Origin of the sequence: Janthinobacterium sp. NKUCC08_JDC, from assembly GCF_019345575.1 — a bacterium.
In the GTDB taxonomy this organism is placed as follows: Bacteria; Pseudomonadota; Gammaproteobacteria; order Burkholderiales; family Burkholderiaceae_D; genus Janthinobacterium; species Janthinobacterium aestuarii.
Genome location: NZ_JAHKQW010000006.1, coordinates 282652 through 305284 on the forward strand (window position 1 = coordinate 282652; position 22633 = coordinate 305284).

Sequence of the window (22633 nt, forward strand, 5' to 3'; positions counted from 1 at the left end):
CCCGCCGTTGCACCGCGTGGATGCCGAGCTGTCGATGGAGAGCTGCGATGACCTATGCCTCTGACCAGAAAATGCATGTACTGGACATGCCCGCGCGTACGCGGCGCATCTTCAGCATGCGCGATGCCGTGCTGACGCAATGGGAACACGAGGTGCGCGCCAAGGTACGCGGCGCCGACGCCTTGCTGACACCCATATTGATCAACACCCTGCCCGCCTTCTTCGACAACCTGGCCGAAGCGCTGACGCCAGGCTATCCGCGCGACGATGCCACCAGCAACACCAACGCGCCGGCCGTGCACGGCAACGAACGGGCGCGCATGACCAGCTATGGCCCGGAACAGGTGATCCAGGAATACCAGATCTTCCGCGACTGTTTCGCCGATGCGGCCCTCGACGCGGGCGTGCCGCTGCGGCGCCGCGACTGGAAGGTGATCAATGCCTCGATCGATACGGGCATCCGCGAAGCCATCCTGGAATTTACGGCCATGCATGAAAGCTTCCAGCGGCGCATCGCCGCCGGCCTGTCGCACGACATGCGCAATCCCCTCTCCGTCATGCTCAACAGCGCCCAGCTGCTGCAGCGGCGCGCGCAGCAGTTCGACGTGCCGGCCCTGGCGTCGAAAATCATCGAACACGGCAAGCGCCTCGACGACATGATCCAGGAATTGCTCGATACGCTCAGCTACCACCGGGGGCAAAAGCTGCCGCTGGTCTTGCATCGTTTCGATATCCTGCCGCTGGCGCAGCAGGTGGCCGACAGCGTGAATACGGGCCATCCGGGCAAGTGCCAGGTCACGGGCGCGTCCGTCACCGGCTGGTGGTGCGAAAATTCGCTGCGCCGCGCCCTGGAAAACCTGGTCGGCAACGCCCTCAAGTATGGCGACGACGGCCCCATCCATATCCACATCAACACCCTGCGCGAACGCATGATACTCACCGTGCACAACACGGGCAGCACTATCGCCCCGGAGCAGACCGAGCGCATCTTCGAATACCTGCGCCGCGAACACCAGGGCAGCGCGCCCGGCTGGGGCATCGGCCTGCCCTTCGTGCAAAACGTGGCGGAAAGCCACGGCGGCAGCGCGCTGGTCGACAGCGCGCCGGAAACGGGCACCACGTTTACCATCGACCTGCCCATCGATTGCCGGCCCTTCGTCACGCCGGACGCTTGAGCTCGCCGCCAACTGCCCCAACACCGGCATTTTCCGCGCAGTAACGCACCAATACGGTGCGGATGACGGTTTTACGCCACAAAAATGGTCATTTTTTACATACTTTCGGGTGCGCGGCACTGGCACGATTTCTGCTGAGCTATAGTCAGACACGGCTCAAGGGAAATCACAACATGGCAAATTTTTTCAATGAAATGACTGCAAATGAAGTGGGTACGGACAGCAAGGTACGTGAACACTATCGTGAATTCAGCAACTGGCTGGAGCAGCAATCCCCCGAGACCATCGCCCGCAAGCGGGCCGAAGCCGACCTGACGTTCCGCCGGGTCGGCATCACGTTCGCCGTCTACGGCGACGATGCCGGCACGGAACGCCTGATTCCGTTCGACACCATCCCGCGCATCATTCCCGCCGCCGAATGGGCACAGATGCAGACGGGCCTGGTGCAGCGCGTGCAAGCCTTGAACATGTTCATCCATGATATTTATCATGAGCAAAACATCATCAAGGCGGGCATCATTCCTGCCGAGCAAATCTACAAGAATGCCCAGTACCGCCCGGAAATGCAGGGTATTTCCGTCGCCTCCGACATTTACGCCCACATCGCCGGCGTCGACATCGTGCGGGCCGGACAGGGCGAATTCTATGTGCTGGAAGACAACCTGCGCGTGCCCTCCGGCGTGTCCTACATGCTGGAGGACCGCAAGATGATGATGCGGCTGTTCCCGGAACTGTTCGCGCGCAACCGCATCGCGCCCGTCGACCATTACCCGGACATGCTGCTCGACAACTTGCGCTCGGTCGCGCCGATGGGCGTCGATGACCCCACGGTCGTCGTCATGACGCCGGGCATGTACAACTCCGCCTACTTCGAACACGCGTTCCTGGCCCAGCAAATGGGCGTGGAACTGGTGGAAGGCAAGGATTTGTTTGTCAACGACAACTCTGTGTACATGCGCACCACGCGCGGCCCCAAGCGAGTCGACGTGATCTACCGCCGCGTGGACGACGATTTCCTCGACCCGCTGGCTTTCCGCTCCGATTCCTCGCTGGGAGTGCCGGGCCTGCTGTCCGTGTACCGCGCCGGCCGGGTGACCCTGGCCAACGCGATCGGCACGGGCGTGGCCGACGACAAGTCGATCTACCCGTTCGTGCCCGACATGATCAAGTTTTACCTGTCGCAGGAACCGATACTCAACAACGTGCCCACGTACCAGTGCCGCAAGAGCGCCGACTTGTCCTACGTGCTGGCGAACCTGGCGCAACTCGTCGTCAAGGAAGTGCATGGCGCGGGCGGCTACGGCATGCTGGTGGGGCCGGCTTCGAGCGCCGCGCAGATCGAGGACTTCCGCCAGCGCCTGCTGGCCAATCCGGGCGGCTACATCGCCCAGCCGACACTGGCCCTGTCCGCCTGCCCCACGTATGTCGAGGCCGGCATCGCGCCGCGCCATATCGATTTGCGCCCGTTCGTGCTGTCCGGCAAGACGATTTCCATGGTGCCCGGCGGCCTGACCCGCGTCGCGCTCGGTGAAGGTTCGCTCGTGGTCAACTCCTCGCAAGGGGGCGGCACCAAGGATACCTGGGTACTGGAAGCCACATCCGCTTTTGCAGGAGAGAAAACATGCTGAGCCGCACCGCCGATCATTTGTTCTGGATGGCCCGCTACACGGAGCGGGCGGAAAACACGGCGCGCATGCTCGACGTTAACATGCAGACGTCGATGCTGCCCCAGTCCGAACAGGACGCGGAGCAAGGCTGGCGCGCCACCCTGGGTATTTCCGAGCTGCAAAGCGCGTACGACCACAAATATGGCCGTTTTCATACGCGCGACGTGCTCGACTTCATGGTGCGCGACCCGAACAACCCGTCGTCCATCCTTGCCTGTCTGACGGGGGCGCGCGAAAACGCCCGCGCCGTGCGGGGGACTTTGACGACGGAAGTGTGGGAAATCCAGAACGCCACCTGGCTCGACATGCAGAAGCGTTTGAAAAGCAATCTGCTGGAAACGGACCCCAGCCAGTTCTTCGAGTGGGTCAAGTACCGTTCGCACCTGTCGCGCGGCGTGACCCTGGGCACCATGCTCAAGGATGAGGCCATCCATTTCATTCGCCTCGGCACTTTCCTCGAGCGGGCCGACAACACGGCGCGCATCCTCGACGTGAAGTTCCACGGCGCGCGCGATACGTCGAAAGACATCACCCAGCGCGACTTCTACTACTGGGCGGCCCTGCTGCGCTCCGTGTCCGGCTTCGAGATCTACCGCAAGGTCTACCGCGATGTGATCACCCCGGCACGGGTGGCGGAATTGCTGATGCTGCGCGGCGACATGCCCAGATCCTTACTTGCCTGCATGGATGACGTGGTGGAAAACCTCAAGCACGTCCGCAACGATGTGTCGGCCGATACGGAACGGTTTGCGGGCAAATTGCACGCGGAACTGAAATTCGGCCATATCGACGACATCATGAAGGCGGGCTTGCACCTGACTTTGACGGAGTTTCTGGAAAACATCTATGACCTGGGCAACCGGGTCAGCCGCGACTTCCTCGTTCCCTTGGCGGCCTGATGCAGCTCACCATCCGCCACGAAACCCATTACGCCTACAGTGCGCCGCTGGCCTACACCATCCAGCAGCTGCACCTGACGCCGCGTATCGAGCCGCAGCAGCGGGCCCTGTCCTGGCAAATCACGACGCCGGGCCAGTGCCACGCCTACACGGATGCCTACGGCAACTTGTCGCACATGCTGACGATTAACGGTAGCCATCACTCCCTGAGCCTAGTGGCGCATGGCGTGGTGGAAACCATCTACCCGCACAAGGGACGGCTGAACCTGATCGACACCTTGTCGCCCTTGCTGTTTACCATGCCGACGCCGCTGACGCAGGCCGATCCCGCCATTCTCGACCTGGCGGCCGCCAGCCTGCCGGACCGGAGCGTGACGGCGGGCACGAACCATCTGCTGCGCCTGGCCGAGCACATCGTCGGCAAGGTCGCGTATGAAAGCGGCGCCACCATGGTCACCACCACGGCCGGCGACGCGCTGGCCCTGGGACGCGGCGTATGCCAGGATCACGCCCACCTGTTCCTGGCCTGCTGCCACGCCTGGGGCATCCCGGCCCGCTATGTGTCCGGCTATATCGATCCGGGCACGACGGGCCATGCGGCCAGCCATGCCTGGGTCGACGCGTGGGCCGAAGACACGGATTTCGCGGGCTGGGTCAGCATCGACGTCACGCATGCGCGGCTGATGACGGATGCGTATTGCCGCCTGGCCATCGGGCGCGACTACGATTCGGCGGCTCCCGTGCGCGGCGTGCGCCAGGGGGGCGGCACGGAAACCTTAAGAGTCGATGTGCAGATCGTGCCCGTGTAAACAGGCCGGAATGAGGCTGGCCGGGCCTTGCCAGCGGTATGCCGGGCCCGGCTGGTGTAAAATGCTTCCCCTTTTGATTTGATTTACGACGATGACTTATTGCATAGGCATGCGCCTGAACGAAGGCCTGGTCTTCCTGTCCGACTCCCGCACCAACGCCGGCGTGGATCAGGTGGGCACCTTCCGCAAGATGAGCGTGTTCGAGAACCCGGGCGACCGCATGCTGGTCCTGATGACGGCCGGCAATTTGTCGATCTCGCAGGCGATCCGCCAGATCGTTTCCGAACACGTCGATGCGGATGGCCGCAGCATCTGGAATGTGGCCAGCATGTACGATGCGGCCCGTATCGTGGGCGAAGCCGTGCGCACCGTGCACTTGCGCGAAGCGAAGGCCTTGGCCGATTGCGGCATCGATTTCAACGTCAGCATCATTCTGGGCGGCCAGATCGGCGCCGAGCGCTGCCGGCTGTTCCAGGTGTATTCAGCCGGCAATTTCATCGAATCGCACGATGAAAACACGTATTTCCAGATCGGCGAAGCCAAGTATGGCAAGCCCATCATCGACCGCGTCGTCAACCCGTTCACGCGCCTGGACGAGGCGGCCAAGTGCGCGCTGATCTCCATGGATTCGACCCTGCGTTCGAACATTTCCGTCGGCTTGCCGCTCGACCTGCTCGTCTACGAGACAGGCAGCCTGGCCGTCACGCGCTTTGTCACCATTGATGAAAAGAACCAGTATTTCCGCATGATCCGCGACACCTGGGGCGAACAATTGAAACAGGTGTTCGAAGGCATCGTCGATCCCGTGTGGAACGCGGCGCCGGAGACGACGACGAACGTGCTGTCGTCCGCCAACATGCACAGCAAGCCCGTGCGCGTGGCCATCCCCGAGCACGTGAGCCGCGGGGGCCTGACCGTGGCGCCGCTGCAATCGTTGGCGCAGCAGTTCAGCGACGACAAGCAGCATTGATCTGCCGCGCACCGCCTGCGCGCGGTGCTGGACAAGTCGCTTTTCGCGTGCTTTTATGGCAATATGGGTTGATATTTAATCCAGATTAACCTGAAAGGCAGGTAGCGCATGGACTTGATCACTTCCGCCGTCGTGGCGGCCATCGGGCATGGCGCGCCCGGCCATGCGCCCGAAGCCGTCGCCAGCCACTATGAGCGGCTCAAGCAGGCCATCGCCAAGTTCGACAGCGCCGCCGCCATCCTGGCCGCCATCGCCGCGCTGGAAGCCGAGCCTGCCAATACCCAGCTGCAACTGGCCCTGTCCGCCGCCCTGTCCAGCGCCAAAGTGCCGGACGACATGGAAACCCTGTTTGCCGCGCAAGGCTTGCTCGACGCGGTGCAGCGGCCTTTGCCCCAGGCACCCGACGTGGAAGCCGCGCCCGCCCCGGCCGATAAAAGCGCCGTCGTGTCGAATTATGCGGTAGTCAAAGTATATTTCGCCACGGACCGGCAGCGCGACGTGGGCAAGCCGCCGGCCCAGCGCTTCAGCGGCGAACGCAACATTCTGGGAGGCAATGGCCCGCTCAGCTATGGCAGCTGCGACATCAGCATCCCCCGCGACCACCGCATGGGCCAGCTGGAATCGCCGTCGCTGTGGCGCCTGGAATTTCGCGACGACCCGGCCAAGCACGTGGTGGTGCTGTCCGCCGAGGTGCAGGACCGCGACAACTTCTTTGCCGCACTCAAAACCCAGATCCGCGCCTCGGCCGATAAAAGCGCCTTTCTCTTCGTGCACGGCTACAACGTGAGTTTCGAGGATGCGGCGCGGCGCACGGGACAGATGGCCTACGACCTCGGTTTCGACGGCGCGCCCGTGTTCTACAGCTGGCCGTCGCGCGGCGGCGTGGCCGGCTACACCATCGATGAAAACAATATCGAATGGAGCACGCCCCACATGACGGCCTTCCTGGCCGACTTTCTCGCCAGCACGGACGCGGCGCAAGTGTATCTGGTCGGCCACAGCATGGGCAGCCGTGGCCTGGCGCGCGCCGTGGCCGACTTGCTGGCCGCGCAGCCGCAGCTGGCGCAAAAGATCACGGAAATCATCCTGTCCGCACCCGATATCGACGCGGCCATCTTCAAGCACGACATCGCGCCGAAACTGGCCGGCGCGCGCAACCCCGTCACCTTGTACGCCTCATCGCAAGACCTGGCCCTGGCCGCCTCGAAAGCCGTGCACGGCTACGCGCGCGCGGGCGACAGCGGCGCCGGCATGCTGATCGTGGCGGGCGTGGAAACCATCGACGCCAGCGGGGTCGACACGAGTTTCATGAAACACACGTATTTCGCGGAAAAGCGCTCCGCCCTGTCCGACATGTTTTATCTGATACGCAACCATGCGCGCGCCGACCAGCGCTTTCTCGACCCCGTCGACACGGCGGCCGGCCGCTATTGGACGTTCAAACCGTGACGCCGTTCCATCCGGTGCGGCACGCATGCTAAGATACGGCCCAGAGGGTGGCAACGGGCACGGCGATGACGCCGCCAGCCGATCCCCCGCAAGCAGGCCTATCATGTTGACATCATCTTCTACACCGCAAGCCGAATCGCTGATCCGCAACACCAACGCCCGCGTCACCAAGACGCGCGTGAAGGTGCTCGACTTTTTAATGGCGCAAAGCCGTTCGCTGACCCACCATGAAATCCAGCAGGCGCTGTCGCAGGACAGCGATATCGATTCCGTCACCCTGTACCGGGTGCTGGAATGGCTGACGGAAAATGAACTCGTGCACCGCATCGCGGGCGCCGACCAGGTGTGGCGCTTCAGCGCGGGCGCCGGCCATCAGGCGCACGAGCACGCGCATTTCCAGTGCACCAAATGCGCGAACGTCACCTGCTTCAACGAAGTCAAGCTGCCGCCGCCCGTGCTCTTGCCGGAAGGCTTCAGCGGCGGCGAAGTCGATTACCTGATCAAGGGCCTGTGCCCGCGCTGCAAATAGCGGTATCACTTCAGCAGCAAGGCCAGGTGATGCTCGTCATAGAACAGCTCACCGACGCGCATCGAGCGCGGCTCCGTGCCATACGCGATAAATCCCAGCGATTCATACAGCCGCAAGGCGGCATTGTTTTCCGCATTCACGCTCAAGTGCACTTGCATGATGGTAGGGTCCGTCTCGGCCTGTTCGATGCAGGCGTTGACAAGCCGCCGCGCCACGCCCTTGCCCCGCTGCGTCACGTCGACAAACACGCCCCACAGCAAGGCCTTGTGCGACAACTGGCGCATCCTTTCGCGCTGCAATCCGGCAAAACCGACGAGACGTTCGCCATCGAAGGCACCAAAACCGCGCTGAAAGGCGCCGCCGGCAATGCGCTGCGCATGTTCTTCCGGCGTGCGCGCCAGCTCGTCCTCGCGCGATGAAGAAAACGAGCTGGGCGAATCGAGGATGGCGCGCAGGCGCAGCGCGCAAAAGGCGGTGGTGTCGGCTGGCGTCAGCAGGCGGATGACGATATCGGGTGCGGGCATGGTGGAATCCGGCAGTTTTTTCCCATTATACCCACGCCTCCAGCTCAGGCACGCACGCGGCGCAAACCCAGCAAAGTCCAGCCGTACAGGGTGGCCATCAGCAGCACCATGGCCGCTCCCAGGGCCGCCGTCCAGCTTTCCGGCAGCGACCACTCGGAGTCAAGCTTGCCGGCCGCCATGTATCCAGCCATCGCCATGCAGATGGCGACGATGGGCCAGCCCAGGCGGCGGCGGAAGGCGCGCACGATGTCTGCCTGGCCCGTGCGCATGACTTTCGCCGTGACCCAGCCATCGAAGGTATCGGTCACGCCCATGCCCACGGCGAACACCGTGCCTGTGAGCAAGGCCGGCTGCATGCCGCCCAGCGCGACGGCCGCGTAACCCCAGGCGGCCGCCTGCAGGGCCGTGTCGAACACGAGCGCGAACAGCATGCCGACGAGGATGGCGGCGAGCGGTCCCGAAGCGCCCCGCAGCGCCCGCGGCAGCAGCCGGCCGCGCACCTCGGCCAGTTGCTCGCCGGCCAGCAAGCTGCGCGCATTCATGCCGGCGATGAGCAATAGCAAGGCAATGGGCAGCCATTCCAGCCAGCCGAATACTGCCTCCGACGGTGTAAATTGCTGCGACGCGACGGCGGCGACAGCGACGATGGCCAGCACGGTGACGCCATGGCCCAGCGCAAACAGCGCGCCCATCCACGGCGCCCAGCGCGGCGCTGCGGCCTGGCTGCGCAAGGTCAAGCCATCGACGGCGGCCAGGTGATCGGGTTCCAGCCCATGCCGCATGCCGAGCAGGAAAATCAGCGCCAGGGCGGGCAAGCCCGCTTCCACGCTCATGCCGCCACCTCGCTTACGCTGGCCGTCACGCAACGGTCCAGGCCGCGTATCAGCATATCCTGCGGCAAGTCGTGGCCAATAAAGATGATCTTGCTGGCGCGCGTCTCGCCGTCGCGCCACGGCGCGCCCAGCTCCGAGCCCATCAGCATGTGCACGCCCTGGAACACGGCGCGGCAATCCAGGTCGGCAACATACAAAATCCCCTTGTAGCGCATCAGCTGGGTGCCGAACAGCTGTACCACAGCATCGAGAAAATTTTCCACCTGCAGCAGATCGAGGGGCTGGGACTGATGATAGACGAATGATTGCACGCCGTCGCCATGGCGGTGTCCCAGTTCTCCCAGGAAATCCGGCTCCAGCTCGACGATGGCGTTCAAGTTGAAACCGCGAATATTCAGGATGTCGCGCAGCGGCACATTGCCAAAGCGCACTTTCTGTATGCTGGCGCGGCCATTGATGGCGACCAGGCGCTGGCGCAACGCGGCCAGCTCGTCCTTGCTGACCAGGTCCGTCTTCGACAACAGGATGCGGTCGGCAAAGCCCACCTGCTCCTGCGCTTCCTTGTGCGCCGTCAATTGCTGCTGCGCGTGGCGCGCATCGACCACCGTCAGGATGGCGTCGAGCATGTAGTACTCGCTGACGGAGGGCTCCGCAAAGAAAGTTTGCGCCACGGGTCCGGGCGCGGCCAGGCCCGTCGTTTCGATGATCACGTGGTCGAAGGCAATAATTCCTGCCGCGCGCCTGGCCTGCAGTTCACCGAGGATGCGGATCAGGTCGCCGCGTACGCTGCAGCAGATGCAGCCATTGTTCATTTCCACGATCTGCTCGTCGCTATCTTGCACCAGCAAGCCATGGTCGATGCTTTCGGCGGCGAATTCGTTTTCGATCACGGCGATGCGCACGCCGTGATCGCCCTGCAATATGCGCTTGAGCAAGGTGGTTTTCCCGCTGCCGAGAAAACCCGTGATGATGGTAACGGGGATCAGTTCTGTCATATTGCTTTCCTGTCGGTGGTTAATCTTCGAGTTCTTCCATGCGCTGCCATTGCGGGAACGGGTCGGCCAGCTTGCGCCAGGCGGCCATGCCCTGGCGCGTTTCCGTGTAGTTGAGTTGACATTTCTTCAAGTCCGCCTCGATGGCGGCCTGGTCCATGTCCTGGCCGATGAAGACGAGTTCCTGGTAGCGGTCACCATATGTCTCGTTCCAGCCCGCTTTAACTTCCGCCAGCGAGGCCGCATCCGTTGGCCAGCGTTCCTTCGGCACGGACGCCCACCACAGGCCAACGGGTTCGATATTCATCAGCTTGCCCGCGCCGGACAGGCTGGCTACCCATTCGGGGCGGCTGGCCAGCCAGAAATATCCCTTGCTGCGCACCACGCCCTTGATCGGCTGGGCAATGTAGTCGTGCAGGCGCTGCGCGTGGAACGGCTCTTTCGCGCGATACACAAAACTGCTGATGCCATAGGTGTCCGTTTCCGGCGTGTGGATGCCGGCCAGCTCCTGCGCCCAGCCCGGCATGCTGGCCGCCTGCTCCAGGTTGAACAGATTCGTGCCCAGGATGGCGTCGAGCGGCACGACGGACTGGTTGGTTTCGATGATGCGCGCGCCGGGATTCAACGCCTTGATGACGGCCAGCACGCGCAGGCGCTCGGCCGCATCGACCATGTCGACCTTGTTGAGGACGATGACATTGGCAAACTCGATCTGTTCCGTCAGCAAGTTGGCCAGCTGGCGGTCGTCGCCCTCGCCCGCCGTCTCGCCCCGCTGCTCCAGGCTGTCTTCGCTATGGAAATCGTTGAGCAGGTTGGCGCAGTCGACCACGGTGACCATGCAGTCGATATGCGCCACGTCGTTCAGGCTGTCGCCGTGCTCGTCCTCGAAGTCGAAGGTGGCGGCGACGGGCATCGGTTCGCCCACGCCCGTCGATTCGATCAGCAAATAATCGAAGCGGTCTTCCGCAGCCAGGCGCCGCACTTCCAGCAACAGATCGTCGCGCAAGGTGCAGCAGATGCAGCCGTTCGACATTTCCACGAGTTTTTCTTCCGTGCGCGACAAAGCCGCGCCGGCCGCTTCGGCACTGTCTTTCACGAGCGAGGCATCGATATTGACTTCGCTCATGTCATTGACGATGACGGCCACGCGCTTGCCTTCGCGGTTGCGCAGTATGTGGTTGAGCAAGGTGGTCTTGCCGGCGCCGAGAAAGCCGGACAGGACGGTGACGGGGAGTTTGCGCTGGGCCATGGGTATCTTTCGGATGAGCAATTAAGGAGGCAATGGACCTTGGATTTTAAATGCAAGTCTATTGCGTTTGAATTATAATGCAGCTCAGTTGCATTTGTGCGCCAATCTTTGCCTGCCTGACTTCCGAAAGAATTCCATGCTCCACCTCGCCTCTTTGACCTATGGCTATGACCATGCCAGCCCCGTGCTCGATATCGACGCCTTTCACTTGCCCGCCGGGCAGCACGCACTGCTGCTGGGGCCGTCCGGCTCCGGCAAATCGACTTTGTTGCATTTGCTGGCGGGTATCCTGGCGCCCCAGGCTGGCCGCCTTGAAGTGGCGGGCCGGTCCCTGCCAGGCCTCACGCCGCGCCAGCGCGACAGCTGGCGCGGGCGCACCATCGGCTTGCTGCCCCAGCAACTGGCGCTGGTGCCCAGCTTGAACGTGCTCGACAATGTCTTGCTGCCCGCCTACGCCAGTGGCCAGCGCGCCGATCCGGTCCGTGCGGCCAGCTTGCTGGACCAGTTGGGCCTGGCCAACAAGCTCGATACCTACCCATATGCTTTGAGCGGCGGCGAACGCCAGCGGGCCGCCATCGCGCGCGCCGTCGTCATGCGCCCGCGGCTGATCCTGGCCGACGAGCCGACGGACAACCTCGACGACGACGCCTGTGCCGCCGTCGTGCACCTGATGGCCAGCCAGGCTGCGCAAGTTGGCGCCTCGCTGGTGATTGCCAGCCACGACGCCAGGGTGCTGGCCGCCATGCCCGACGCGCTCGTGCTGCGCCTGCCCCGCTCCAGCTCCAGAGTGGCGGCATGAACGCGGCCACCCTGGCCTGGCGCGCCCTGCGCCACAAGCCGCTGGCGTCCAGCTTGAATCTGCTGCTGGTAGCCATCGGCATCGCCATGATGACGTTCATTCTCGGCGTATCCAGCCAGCTGGAAGAGCACGCCGAACGCGATGCCCAGGGCATCGACCTCGTGGTGGGCGCCAAGGGCTCGCCCTTGCAACTGATCCTGTCGTCCGTGTATCACGCCGATATTCCAACCGGTAACATCCCCGACAGCGCGCTGGCGGCGCTGGCCGCTCAGCCGCTGGTGCAATCCGCGATCCCGCTCGCGCTGGGCGACAATTTCCACGGTGTGCGCATCGTCGGCAGCACCACGGCGCTGCTCGACCATTACGGCGCGCAGCTGGCGCAAGGAAAGTTGTTCGCGCAACCGATGCAAGCCGTGTTCGGCGCCCAGGCGGCCCGTGACACGGGCGCCACCCTCGGCGCCCGCTTTGCCGGCTCGCACGGTCTGGCGGCCGGCGGCGAAGTGCACGAGCACGCGCCCTACACGGTGACGGGCATTTTGGCGCCCACGGGCACGGTGCTCGACCGACTGATCGTCACGCCCGTCGCTTCCGTGTGGCAAGTGCATGAAACGGACCCCGACGAATCAGCGGCAACTGCGCCCCATCGCGAATTGACGGCCGTGCTGGTGCAATACGCGTCGCCCCTGGCCGCCATCAGCCTGCCGCGCTGGGTCAATGGCCAGCCGCGCCTGCAGGCGGCCCAGCCCGCTTTCGAGGCGGCACGGCTGTTCAATCTGCTGGGCGTGGGCATCGATGTGTTGCGGGCGATAGCCGCCGGCGTGCTGCTGGTGGCGGCCCTGTCGCTGTTTGTGGCCCTGTATGGAGTTCTGGAAGAGCGCAAGACAGACCTGGCCATCCTGCGCACCCTGGGCGCCTCGCCCGCCAAACTGCTGCGTTTGCTGCTGGCGCAAGGCTTGCTGCTGTCATTGACGGGCGCGGCGCTGGGCTGGCTGCTGGGCCATGCCGGTGTTGGCGTGCTGGAATCGATGCAGCAACTGAATCTGCAAGCGTGGCGCATCGCGCCCGGCGAAGCGTGGCTGCCGGTCATTGCCGTGGCGGTGGGCTTGCTGGCCGCCGCCCTGCCCGCCATTCGCGCCTACCGCACCGATATCGCCGCCACCCTGGCGCGTCCCTGAAAGGAAAAAACATGTTGAACATCATGATCTTGAGCATTGGATTGCTGCTGGCCGGCTCTGCCTGCGCCGCGCCCGCCGACGAACCACCGTCGTTTTTCGCTCCGTTGACGGACTTGCCCGGCGTGGTCTCGTGGAAACTGCTGGGCAAGGCCACCACGGTCAAGGCGAAAAAAGGCCGCATGGTGCCGAAATACACGCCGGAAATCAGCGCGCTCGACAATACGGACGTGAAAGTGCAAGGCTTCATGATGCCCTTGGAACCGGGGCAAAAGCAGAAACACTTCTTGCTGACCGTCACCTCGGCCAGTTGCCCCTTTTGTCTGCCGGCCGGCCCGGAAGGCGTGGTGGAGATCAAGAGCAGGACTCCCGTGAAATTCAGCTATGCACCGTTCATCGTGCAGGGCAAGCTGAAAGTACTGGCCAGCGATCCCATGGGCCTGTATTACCGCGTGACGGACGCGGCCGTGGTGCCGCAATGACGCGCTGGCCGGCGCTATTGCTGTTGCTGGCCGGCTATGCGGCTGCCGCGCCGCTATCCTTCGACTTGGCCCGGCTCGATGGCGATGGCCAGCTAAAACTCAGCCAGTTCCAGAACCAGCCAGTGGTGCTGAACTTCTGGGCCAGCAACTGCCTGCCCTGCATCCGGGAGTTGCCGATATTGCATGCCCACGCCGCCAGCCAGCCCGGCTTGCCCTTCATCGGCATCGCGATCGACACGCGGGCGGCCGCGCAAGCGTTCCTGCGGCAGCACCGGGCCAGCTATCCCCAAGCCCTGGCTTCACCCGCTTTGCTTCCCATCTTTGGCAATAAAATCAAGGGCTTGCCGTATACAGTGATCCTGACTTCTCAACATCGGATCTGCACGCGGCGCCTGGGGCCCGTCGATGCAGCCTGGCTGGCCAAGGCCGTGGCCGCCTGCGCGTAAGCCTGTATCCATGCGGCTTGCACGGCTGTCATCGCCGCGTCACATGGCGGCGTTACAGTCGCGTCCTTTGAATCTCTGCGAGGGCGGTAATGAAAACAAATAGGGTCATGCTGGCGGCGCTGGCAAGTGCGGGTCTCGTTGCTTGCAACGGCAGTTCAAACACGGCGCCGGCCATTCCCGAGGGCACGACGGTCACCGTGGCATTGCTGGAAACCACCGATATCCACTCGAACGTGTTGAGCTATAACTACTATGCGCTGGCCGAAGACACGAGCCTGGGCCTGGAACGCACGTCGACCCTGATCCAGGCGGCGCGCGCGGAAAATCCGAACAATGTGCTGCTCGACGACGGCGACGTCATCCAGGGCACCTTGCTGGCCGACCTGCAGGCCGTGGCCGCACCCGTGCCCTGCTCCGGCACGCTGGCCGTGCACAAGGCCATGAACGCGCTGAAATACGACGCGGGCGGCATGGGCAACCATGAGTTCAACTATGGTTTGCCATACCTGAGCCAGATCACCAACACGGATTTCGGCATTCCCGGCGTGGCCAAGCCGACGGGCACGTGCGGTGCGCCCGCCTTCCCTTCCGTGCTGAGCAATGTCGTCGGCGTGGCCAGCGGCAAGCCCATCTTCCAACCCTACACAGTGCTGCCGCGCGATTTCACCGCCACGGCGCCCGATGGCAGCAAGCTGAGCGTGAAAATCAATGTGGGCGTGCTGAGCTTTGTACCGCCGCAAATCCTCGAATGGGATCAGAAAGTGCTCGCTGGCAAGGTCAGCGTGACGGGCGTGCAGGAAGCGGCGAAACAGTACGTGCCGGAATTGCGCAGCAAGGGCGCCGACCTCGTCGTGGCCCTGTCGCATGGCGGCCTGGACACGAGCGCCTACAGCCCGAAGATGGAAAACGGCAGCTATCATTTGACCACCACGGGCATCGATGCGCTGATGATCGGCCATTCGCACCTGATCTTCCCGAAAGGTAAAGAGACGGGCGCGGCCGCGCTGGACGCCTCGTTTGCCGCCTTCCCCGCCAGCGCCAAGATCGACGCCGTCAACGGCTTTGTGAACGGCGTGCCAACCGTCATGGCGCAAAGCTGGGGCCGCCGCCTGGGCATCATCAAGCTGACGATGGTGTATCAAAGCGGCAAGTGGGTAGTGCAGCCGGCCAAGACGACGGTGGAATCGCGCGGCTTCAAGTACACGGATGGCACGACCCTCGTGAAAGCCGATCCGGCCATCGCGCCTCTCGTTGCCACCGAGCACGCGGCCACCATCGCCTACGCCAAGCAGCCGCTGGGCATCAGCACGGATTTCGAGATGTCGGCCTATTTTGCGCTGGTGGGCGACGTGAGCGCCATCCAGCTGGTGAACCAGGCGCAGCTCGACTATGTGAAAAATTTCCTTGCCACCAGCACGGACGCCACCTTGGCCAGCTACAAGAATATCCCCGTCATTTCGTGCAGCGCGCCGTTCAAGGCGGGCCGCAACGGGCCGTCCGACTTCACGGACGTGGCCGCGGGCGCGACGCCGGCCGCACCGGTCGGCTTGCAAGTGCGCAATCCGGGCGACTTGTATTTGTACAGCAATAACAACCTGCAAGCCGTCAAAATCAAGGGCTCGGACTTGAAAGCGTGGCTGGAAACGTCGGCCAAGCAATTTGCCCAGATCGACCCCGCCAGCAGCGCCGAGCAGGATCTGGTGCCGTCGTATGGCACGATCTATAACTATGACGTGTTCTACGCGGAAAACAATGCGCTGACGTACCAGATCGACGTGACGAAAAAACCAGGCAGCCGCATCGTCAACCTCACGTACAAGGGCGCGCCCGTGGCCGACGGCGATGATTTCATCGTCGCCACCAACGACTACCGCGCCGGTGGCGGCGGCGCCGTGCCCGGCATCGATGGCAGCAAGACCATCATCAAGTCGCCCGATGCGAACCAGGCCGTGGTCAGCAACTACCTGGCGTCGCTGAGCACCAAGGGCGGCAAGGTGACTCTGGCGGCCAATGGCAGCGCGCGCAGCTGGAGCTTCGTCAAGACGGCCACGGCCGGTCCCGTGATCCTGCGCTCGGCGCCGGGTCATTTGGCATTGGCGCAAGGCAGCGGCATCACCAACGTGGCGGCCGAAGGCGGACTCGACGCCAGCGGTTTCGCCAAGTACCGCATCGACCTGAGCAAATAAGGTCCATGGCCGGAACCGCGGCGGTTCCGGCTTGTCTTGATGAAAGCTGATCCAGATGAAACATCCACTCTCCCTGCCCGCCGTCGTGCTGGCAACGCTCTTGACCGCCTGCCAGTCGTCGCCACCGCCCACGGCGGCCGAAATCGAAGCCGTCGCTATGCATGCGCGCCAGGCGGGCGACCACCAGGCCGAGCGCAAGGTACGCAGCTGGGCCGCCAAGGACATGCCCGTCGCCGAACGCGAACTGGCGCTGATTTACCAGCCCCGTCCCGAACGCCGCGCCGAAGCCTTGAGCCTGTTCGAACAGGCGGCCCGCGCGGGCGACACGGAAGCGGCCTTCGAGCTGGGCCAGATGCTGCGCGCGGCCACGCCCGGCCAAGCCTGGCTATGGTACCGGCAAGCGGCACAGCAAGGCCATGCGAAGGCGGCCCTGATGCTGGGCTTGCTGGCGGCGAATGGCGAAGGCGTGCCCAAAGATCAAAGCGAGGCGGCGCGCTGGCTGGCAAAGGCGAGCGAGCTGGGCAATCCGCACGCCATGTTTTTGCTCTACAACGCCTACCGCGAAGGCCGCGGCGTGCCGCGCGACCCGGCCAAGGGCCATGCGCTGCTGGAAGAAGCGGCCCACCACGAATACCCGCCCGCCATCCAGGAACTGGCCATGACGGTGCAAGCCGACGACGCCCTGCGCGCCGGCCACCTGATGAAGGAGGCGACGGAGCACCGGCATAACAACTGGAACAAGTTTTAAAAACTGGGCAAAAGGCCAGTGGCGTGATCAAAGCCTGCCTTTATATACTTGCAACTTGCAAGCGTGCGGGAGCGGCAGCTACTCAGCGCTTATGATGCAAGGACGCCGCCTGAGCTTGCTCGGGCGGCGCGGCAAGCCATCCCGCATAAAAAAGTTTACACTGGTTTGCATTTTAGAAATTTTACTCTGGACCAGCCCCGGTGAGTGTTCATTCAACCCAGCCAGTGTTTGAGTAGCGCCGGTGCGTCCATTGCTCTGCCTAGCCATGAAAGAAAGAGTCCAATGAAAAAGCTGACCACCGCCTTTGGCGCGCCTGTTCCCGACAACCAGAACATCCAGACGGCCGGCCCGCGCGGCCCCGCCCTGCTGCAAGATGTGTGGTTCCTGGAAAAGCTGGCCCACTTCGACCGCGAAGTCATCCCCGAGCGCCGCATGCATGCCAAGGGTTCCGGCGCGTACGGCACGTTTACCGTCACGCACGACATCACGCGCTACACGCGGGCGAAAATCTTCGGCGAAGTGGGCAAGAAAACGCCGATGTTCGCGCGCTTTTCCACGGTGGCCGGCGAACGGGGCGCGGCGGACGCGGAACGCGATATCCGCGGCTTTGCCCTGAAGTTCTACACGGAAGAAGGCAACTGGGACCTGGTCGGCAACAACACGCCCGTCTTCTTCATGCGCGACCCATTGAAATTTCCCGATCTGAATCACGCCATCAAGCGCGACCCGCGCACCGGCTTGCGCAGTGCCAACAGCAACTGGGATTTCTGGACCTCGCTGCCTGAAGCTCTGCACCAGGTCACGGTGGTGATGAGCGACCGTGGCTTGCCGCGCAGCTTCCGCCACATGCATGGCTTCGGCAGCCACACTTTCAGCTTCCTGAATGCGCAAAACGAGCGTTTCTGGGTCAAGTTCACCTTGAAAACCCAGCAAGGGATTCAAAACCTGACGGACGCGGAAGCCGAAGAACTGGTCGGCAAGGACCGCGAAAGCTCGCACCGCGACCTGTACGAAAGCATCGAAAACAAGGATTTCCCCCGCTGGACCCTGTACGTGCAGATCATGCCGGAAAAAGAGGCAGGCACGTATCACCTCAACCCGTTCGACCTGTCGAAAGTGTGGCCGCATGGCGACTATCCGCTGATCGAAGTAGGCGTGCTGGAACTGAACCGCAATGCCGACAACCACTTTGCCGAAGTGGAACAGGCGGCCTTCAACCCGGCCAACGTGGTGCCCGGCATCAGCTTTTCGCCGGACAAGATGCTGCAAGGCCGGCTGTTCTCGTATGGCGACGCGCAGCGCTACCGCCTTGGCGTCAATCACAGCCATATCCCTGTCAACGCGCCGAAATGCCCGTTCCACAGCTACCACCGCGACGGCCAGATGCGCGTCGACGGCAACATGGGCGGCACCCTGGGCTATGAACCGAACAGCGAGCAGGAATGGGCCGAGCAGCCCGATTTCCGCGAGCCGCCATTGAGCATCGAAGGCGCGGCCGACCATTGGAACCACCGCGTTGACGAGGATTACTATTCGCAGCCGCGCGCCCTGTTCCGCCTGATGACCGCGGCGCAGCAGCAAGCCTTGTTCGACAACACGGCGCGCGCCATCTCGGGCGCGTCGGAGCAAGTCAAGCAACGCCACATCGGCAACTGCACCCTGTGCGACCCCGCCTATGGCGCGGGCGTGGCCGAAGCGATCGGCCGCCTGAGCAAATAAGGCAGGCTGCAAGACTGCATGGAAGGCCTGGCAACAGGTCTTCTATCGCAACGCTCCGCCGCGGCAAGGTGCCCAGGCCCGCTTGCTGCCTACCAGCGCTGGATATCGATCTGGCCCGTGATGCTCGTTTCCACCGGATAACCCTCGACCTGAGACGGCACGCTCCGCTTGACGGACGAGTCGCGCAGATACACGACGAGCGCTTCCTTGCCCACGGCCGTCTGTCCCACGCTGACACCTTCCACGCCGTCGATGGCCATCAGCGCCCGCTCGTTGCGCCGCTTCGCCGCTTCCAGCCGGCCCTGGGGCGCGGCAGGAGCATATTGCCCCATGCCCTGTCCAGGCGTCTCATCCGGCAAATACGGCATGGCGGCGTCCTCGAAAACGCCATACGGCGATTGTGCGAATTTACTGTTTGACATGACCCACCCTCCTGATGCCTTCCATGATACACCCGGCCATCGTGCGCCGCAGCGCCGTTCGCCGGGCACATGGCTGCGGCCCCTCATACCATCATCATCGTGCAAAAAACAGCGTTATACAAGGACGAGGCGGCGCGACACCGGCGCCGCGCCGTCTCCTCGAGGGTTCAAGTATACAAATTGATGTCGAGCGCCACCACCACCCGCCGCATCTGGTTGGCAAAGGTGATGTTATTGCCGCCGGCAAACAGCAAGCCCACGGGATTGCGCTGCTGGTTCCAGGTCCAGATGGACGAGCCGGAATCGCCGCCCGCGCTGAACGCCCCGCTCACGCCCGTGATGGCGATCTGGTCCTGGAACAGCGCGATCCTGCCGCCACCGTAATTGACGTTGATGGTGGCGCCCAGGCCCGTGATGCGGCCTTGCGTCAATTGCGTCGTGCGGCCGGACTTGCCGACCATCATGCCCAGCGCGGGCGCCACCAGCGCATTGCTGATGCGGAAGTACGCGGGCACGCCGCCGCTCAGGTAGACCAGTTCGGGACGCACCCTGTCTGGCCAGGCCCAGCCGGTGGCGCAATCGACGAAATTGACGCCGCCGCTGAAATTGATGGGCACGAAACGCTCGAGCACGGCCACCTGGTCTTGCGGACAGCGGCCGCCGTCGATGGGGCCAGGCTGCACGATGCAGTCGTTGAAGACGCCGCCGTTGGAATTGGCCAGCACGTGATTGTTGCTAAGGATCATCAAGCGGCTGTTGCGCGGCGCGCTGCGCCCCACGGCCAGGCAGCCGATGGTGCCGGCCGTGATGCGGAAATGCCCGACCGACACGCCGCCCGGCGCGGGGCGCAAGCGGAAACGGTGCGGCTGCGCATCGATCACGCCCGTGACGACGATGTTGACGGGCACCCTGTCGCTGGACACGGCGCGCACGCCCATGGCACCCACGATGGCGGCCTTGGCGCGGTCGACGGAAGTGGGCTCGGCCACGTACAGGGTCAGGGCCGGCAAGCCCGGCTCGCCGGACGAGCTGTCGCTGGCACCCTCGCCCAGGCCGATGGACACGCCCTGGATATTGCCGCCGTCGCTGAAGGCATCGGCCGCGCGCACGCCGGCCGCCTGGGAGATGGACTGGCGCATGCCGTCTTCGATGCTGCGCTTGATTTCCAACAATTCCATGCTGACACCGCTCAAGGCGTCGGGCATGTCCGAGACGGACGCGCTCTCAATCGTATTGTCGTCTTCGCCGGGGGCGGCAAATTGGCCGACGGCCTCTTCATCGTCCGCGCTTTGCCCCCTGCCGCTGCCGCCAGGCGGGGCGCTGAAACCATTTTCGTTGCCGATCATCATGCTCTCCTCGTGGGTCGTTCCGAAACACCAGTGTGGGCTGGCCGCGCGGGCCGGTATTGATCTGGGTTGAACCGCGCCGACACATGGCGGCCCTGTCCCAGCGGGGGCAGCGAGGATAAAAATAGTTCCCTCGTCAAGGTTGAGCGAGATCAGGCGTGCGGGCAGAGGCAGCGCCGTATACTTGGTTGGCAGGCTGGAATTGGGTCTGCTCCACGGCAGCAACGGTATGGATGGGGGAACAATGACGAGCCCTGGTATGACACGCCAATCCGACGACGCGCCTGCGGACCAACATGCCGGTTTTATGCACGGCATGGCGGCCTGGGCGGAAAAACACCGCATCAGTCCATGGCGCGGCAGTTTTGCCGACTTCATCGAGCAGATCCTGCCCGGCCGCGCGGCTCTGCTGACGCGCAGCGCGCACCAGTACCTGTGGGACATGATGCGCTGGAACGGCCAGACGGATGATGCCGGACGTTTCCGCTGCCGCCTGTTCGACGACGAGCTGTTCGGCATCGACGAGGCGATCGACCGCGTCGCCGCCTACTTCAAGGCGGCCGCCGCCGGCTCCGAAGTGGGCCGGCGCATGCTGCTGTTGCTGGGTCCGCCGTCGGGCGGCAAGTCGACCATGGTGATCCTGCTCAAGCGGGGGCTGGAAGAATACAGCCACAGCAGCGAAGGCGCGCTGTACGGCATCGCCGGCTGTCCCGTGCACGAATCGCCGCTGCACCTGGTGCCGCACAGCATGCGCGCCGACTTTCGCGCCAGCTATGATGCCGAGCTGCACGGCGAACTGTGTCCCCATTGCCGCGCCCTCCTGGAAGAACAGTACGCGGGCGACTTCCTGCGCATGCCCGTCGAGCGCATCCACCTGTCCGAGGCGGGCCGCTGCGGCATCGGCACGTATGCGCCGCACGATCCCACCACGGCCGACCTGGCCGACCTCGTCGGCTCCGTCGACCTGTCGAAAGTGGCGCAGTACGGCGACGAAGGCGATCCGCGCGCCTGGTCGTGGTCCGGCGCCGTGTATGCGGCCAGCCGCGGCATGCTGGAAATGATCGAGATCCTCAAGGTCAAGCGGGAATTCCTCTACCTGCTGCTGACCCTGACGCAGGAAAAGAATGTCAAGGTGTCGCGCTTTCCCCTGATTTACCTCGACGAAACCATCCTCGCGCACACGAATCTGGCCGAATTTCGCAAATTCCTGCAAGAAAGCGAAAACGAGGCCTTGCTCGACCGCATGGTCATCGTGCAAGTGCCGTACACGCTCAATTACCGCGAAGAAGCGCGCATTTACCGCAAGCTGATCCAGGCGGCCGCGCCCGCCTTCCGCGACGTGCACCTCGATCCGCACGTGCTGCATGCGGCGGCCGTGTTTGCCATCCTCAGCCGCTTGCCCGAGGGCGACGACAAGGAAGCCGAACTGGTCAAGAAACTGCGCGTGTATGCCGACGAAGACGTCGACGACTTGCAGCATGCCGACATCCGCCGCGTGCGCGAGCGCGACAAGTCGCCCGACGAAGGCCTGTCGGGCGTCTCGCCCCGTTTCGTCATCAATGCCCTGTCGCACGCCATCATTTCCGCCCAGCGCAACAGCCTGTCCACCATGGACGTGCTGCTGGCCCTGAAAGATGGCATCGAAAGCGATGCGCGCATCGAACCGCGGCGCAAGCGCAAGTGGGTCGATTACCTGGTGCTCACACGCAAGGATTTCTATAACCGCTGGGTCAAGGCCGACGTGCACAAGGCCCTGTTCGTGTCGTTCGAGCAGGAAGCGCAAGACTTGCTGAACAAATATCTCGATGAAGTCGAAGCCATGCTCGACAACCGCCAGATCCGCGACCCCATCACCAGCGAAGAACGCCGTCCCGACGAGCGCTTCCTGCGCGCCGTGGAAGAGAAAATCCACATCAGCGACTCGGGCAAGCAATCGTTCCGCCAAGAAGTGGTACGCAAGGCCATGAGCGCCTTCAAGCGGGGCGAGGCGTTTGGCCTGGGCAGCCATGCGCAATTGCACGACGCCATCCAGCAATATCTGTTCGAGCAGCGGCGCGACGTGCTGCGCCTCGTGGGTTCGGCCAAGCGGCCCGATGACGACGTGCGGGCCAGGATCTCCGCCGTCGAACAGCGCCTGGTCGACGAATATGGCTATGACGCCCATAGCGCGCGCGAAGCGCTCAACTACGTGACCACCTTGCTGGCGCAGGAATAACC

General features: G+C 63.6%; 21 protein-coding genes. 15 read left to right on the plus strand and 6 right to left on the minus strand.

Annotation, left to right across the window (positions count from 1 at the left end):
* Positions 1-47: 47 nt before the first annotated feature.
* The 7 genes from KO538_RS17265 to KO538_RS17295 all read left to right on the plus strand — a co-directional run bounded on the left by KO538_RS17265 (position 48) and on the right by KO538_RS17295 (position 7498).
* The gene (locus KO538_RS17265) at positions 48-1175 is read left to right on the plus strand and encodes a sensor histidine kinase KdpD (protein WP_219329100.1); all 1128 of its coding nucleotides are present in this window, start codon (positions 48-50) and stop codon (positions 1173-1175) included.
* 173 nt (positions 1176-1348) lie between these two features.
* On the plus strand, positions 1349-2803 hold the full coding sequence (locus KO538_RS17270; RefSeq protein ID WP_046685220.1) for a circularly permuted type 2 ATP-grasp protein: 1455 nt from the start codon (positions 1349-1351) through the stop codon (positions 2801-2803).
* On the plus strand, positions 2797-3741 hold the full coding sequence (locus tag KO538_RS17275; protein WP_219329101.1) for an alpha-E domain-containing protein: 945 nt from the start codon (positions 2797-2799) through the stop codon (positions 3739-3741). Before KO538_RS17270 ends, KO538_RS17275 begins: the two co-directional genes overlap by 7 nt.
* On the plus strand, positions 3741-4550 hold the full coding sequence (locus KO538_RS17280) for a transglutaminase family protein (protein WP_219329102.1): 810 nt from the start codon (positions 3741-3743) through the stop codon (positions 4548-4550). Before KO538_RS17275 ends, KO538_RS17280 begins: the two co-directional genes overlap by 1 nt.
* A 91-nt stretch (positions 4551-4641) precedes the next feature.
* Positions 4642-5520, plus strand: coding sequence for a peptidase (locus KO538_RS17285; RefSeq protein WP_034748331.1), 879 nt, complete (start codon positions 4642-4644; stop codon positions 5518-5520).
* A 108-nt stretch (positions 5521-5628) separates the two neighbouring features.
* Positions 5629-6969 carry an alpha/beta hydrolase gene (locus KO538_RS17290; RefSeq protein WP_219329103.1) on the plus strand — a complete coding sequence of 447 codons (1341 nt, stop codon included), beginning with the start codon at positions 5629-5631 and terminating at the stop codon, positions 6967-6969.
* 103 nt (positions 6970-7072) lie between these two features.
* A complete protein-coding gene (locus KO538_RS17295; protein WP_034787417.1) occupies positions 7073-7498 on the plus strand; it encodes a Fur family transcriptional regulator in 426 nt (141 codons plus the stop codon).
* Between the two features lie 5 nt (positions 7499-7503).
* Here KO538_RS17295 and KO538_RS17300 read toward each other — a convergent pair whose 3' ends face one another.
* Genes KO538_RS17300 through zigA form a run of 4 tightly spaced genes read right to left on the minus strand, consistent with a single transcriptional unit; the run spans position 7504 to position 11096 of the window.
* The gene (locus KO538_RS17300; protein ID WP_219329104.1) at positions 7504-8022 is read right to left on the minus strand and encodes a GNAT family N-acetyltransferase; all 519 of its coding nucleotides are present in this window, start codon (positions 8020-8022) and stop codon (positions 7504-7506) included.
* 44 nt (positions 8023-8066) lie between these two features.
* Entirely contained in the window at positions 8067-8855 is a 789-nt protein-coding gene (locus KO538_RS17305; protein ID WP_219329105.1) for a hypothetical protein, read from the minus strand.
* Entirely contained in the window at positions 8852-9850 is a 999-nt protein-coding gene (locus KO538_RS17310; protein ID WP_219329106.1) for a GTP-binding protein, read from the minus strand. The genes KO538_RS17305 and KO538_RS17310 overlap by 4 nt, the downstream gene beginning before the upstream one ends.
* A gap of 19 nt (positions 9851-9869) precedes the next feature.
* Complete coding sequence (gene zigA / locus KO538_RS17315) at positions 9870-11096, minus strand: zinc metallochaperone GTPase ZigA (protein ID WP_219329107.1); 1227 nt, start codon at positions 11094-11096, stop codon at positions 9870-9872.
* A gap of 136 nt (positions 11097-11232) precedes the next feature.
* On the opposite strand from zigA, the gene KO538_RS17320 reads away from it, so the two are divergent.
* From KO538_RS17320 to KO538_RS17350, 7 genes are all read left to right on the plus strand, one after another.
* Complete coding sequence (locus KO538_RS17320; protein WP_219329108.1) at positions 11233-11895, plus strand: ABC transporter ATP-binding protein; 663 nt, start codon at positions 11233-11235, stop codon at positions 11893-11895.
* Positions 11892-13070 (plus strand): FtsX-like permease family protein, encoded by a 1179-nt coding sequence (locus tag KO538_RS17325; protein WP_072453659.1) that lies wholly within the window; start codon positions 11892-11894, stop codon positions 13068-13070. The genes KO538_RS17320 and KO538_RS17325 overlap by 4 nt, the downstream gene beginning before the upstream one ends.
* Positions 13071-13081: 11 nt before the next feature.
* Positions 13082-13549 (plus strand): DUF3299 domain-containing protein, encoded by a 468-nt coding sequence (locus KO538_RS17330; RefSeq protein ID WP_072453660.1) that lies wholly within the window; start codon positions 13082-13084, stop codon positions 13547-13549.
* On the plus strand, positions 13546-13995 hold the full coding sequence (locus KO538_RS17335) for a TlpA disulfide reductase family protein (protein WP_072453661.1): 450 nt from the start codon (positions 13546-13548) through the stop codon (positions 13993-13995). The genes KO538_RS17330 and KO538_RS17335 overlap by 4 nt, the downstream gene beginning before the upstream one ends.
* 89 nt (positions 13996-14084) lie before the next feature.
* Entirely contained in the window at positions 14085-16181 is a 2097-nt protein-coding gene (locus tag KO538_RS17340; RefSeq protein WP_219329109.1) for a bifunctional 2',3'-cyclic-nucleotide 2'-phosphodiesterase/3'-nucleotidase, read from the plus strand.
* Between the two features lie 55 nt (positions 16182-16236).
* The gene (locus tag KO538_RS17345; RefSeq protein ID WP_219329110.1) at positions 16237-16929 is read left to right on the plus strand and encodes a tetratricopeptide repeat protein; all 693 of its coding nucleotides are present in this window, start codon (positions 16237-16239) and stop codon (positions 16927-16929) included.
* A gap of 282 nt (positions 16930-17211) precedes the next feature.
* Positions 17212-18648 carry a catalase gene (locus KO538_RS17350; RefSeq protein ID WP_034748363.1) on the plus strand — a complete coding sequence of 479 codons (1437 nt, stop codon included), beginning with the start codon at positions 17212-17214 and terminating at the stop codon, positions 18646-18648.
* Between the two features lie 89 nt (positions 18649-18737).
* Here the strand turns inward: KO538_RS17350 and KO538_RS17355 are convergent, their stop codons facing one another.
* Both KO538_RS17355 and KO538_RS17360 read right to left on the minus strand, forming a co-directional pair.
* Entirely contained in the window at positions 18738-19070 is a 333-nt protein-coding gene (locus tag KO538_RS17355) for a hypothetical protein (RefSeq protein ID WP_219329111.1), read from the minus strand.
* Between the two features lie 167 nt (positions 19071-19237).
* Entirely contained in the window at positions 19238-20419 is a 1182-nt protein-coding gene (locus tag KO538_RS17360) for a S1 family peptidase (protein ID WP_257620420.1), read from the minus strand.
* 256 nt (positions 20420-20675) lie between these two features.
* Here KO538_RS17360 and KO538_RS17365 point away from each other — a divergent pair, with 256 nt between their 5' ends.
* Positions 20676-22631 (plus strand): serine protein kinase, encoded by a 1956-nt coding sequence (locus KO538_RS17365; protein ID WP_219329112.1) that lies wholly within the window; start codon positions 20676-20678, stop codon positions 22629-22631.
* Positions 22632-22633 lie beyond the last annotated feature (2 nt).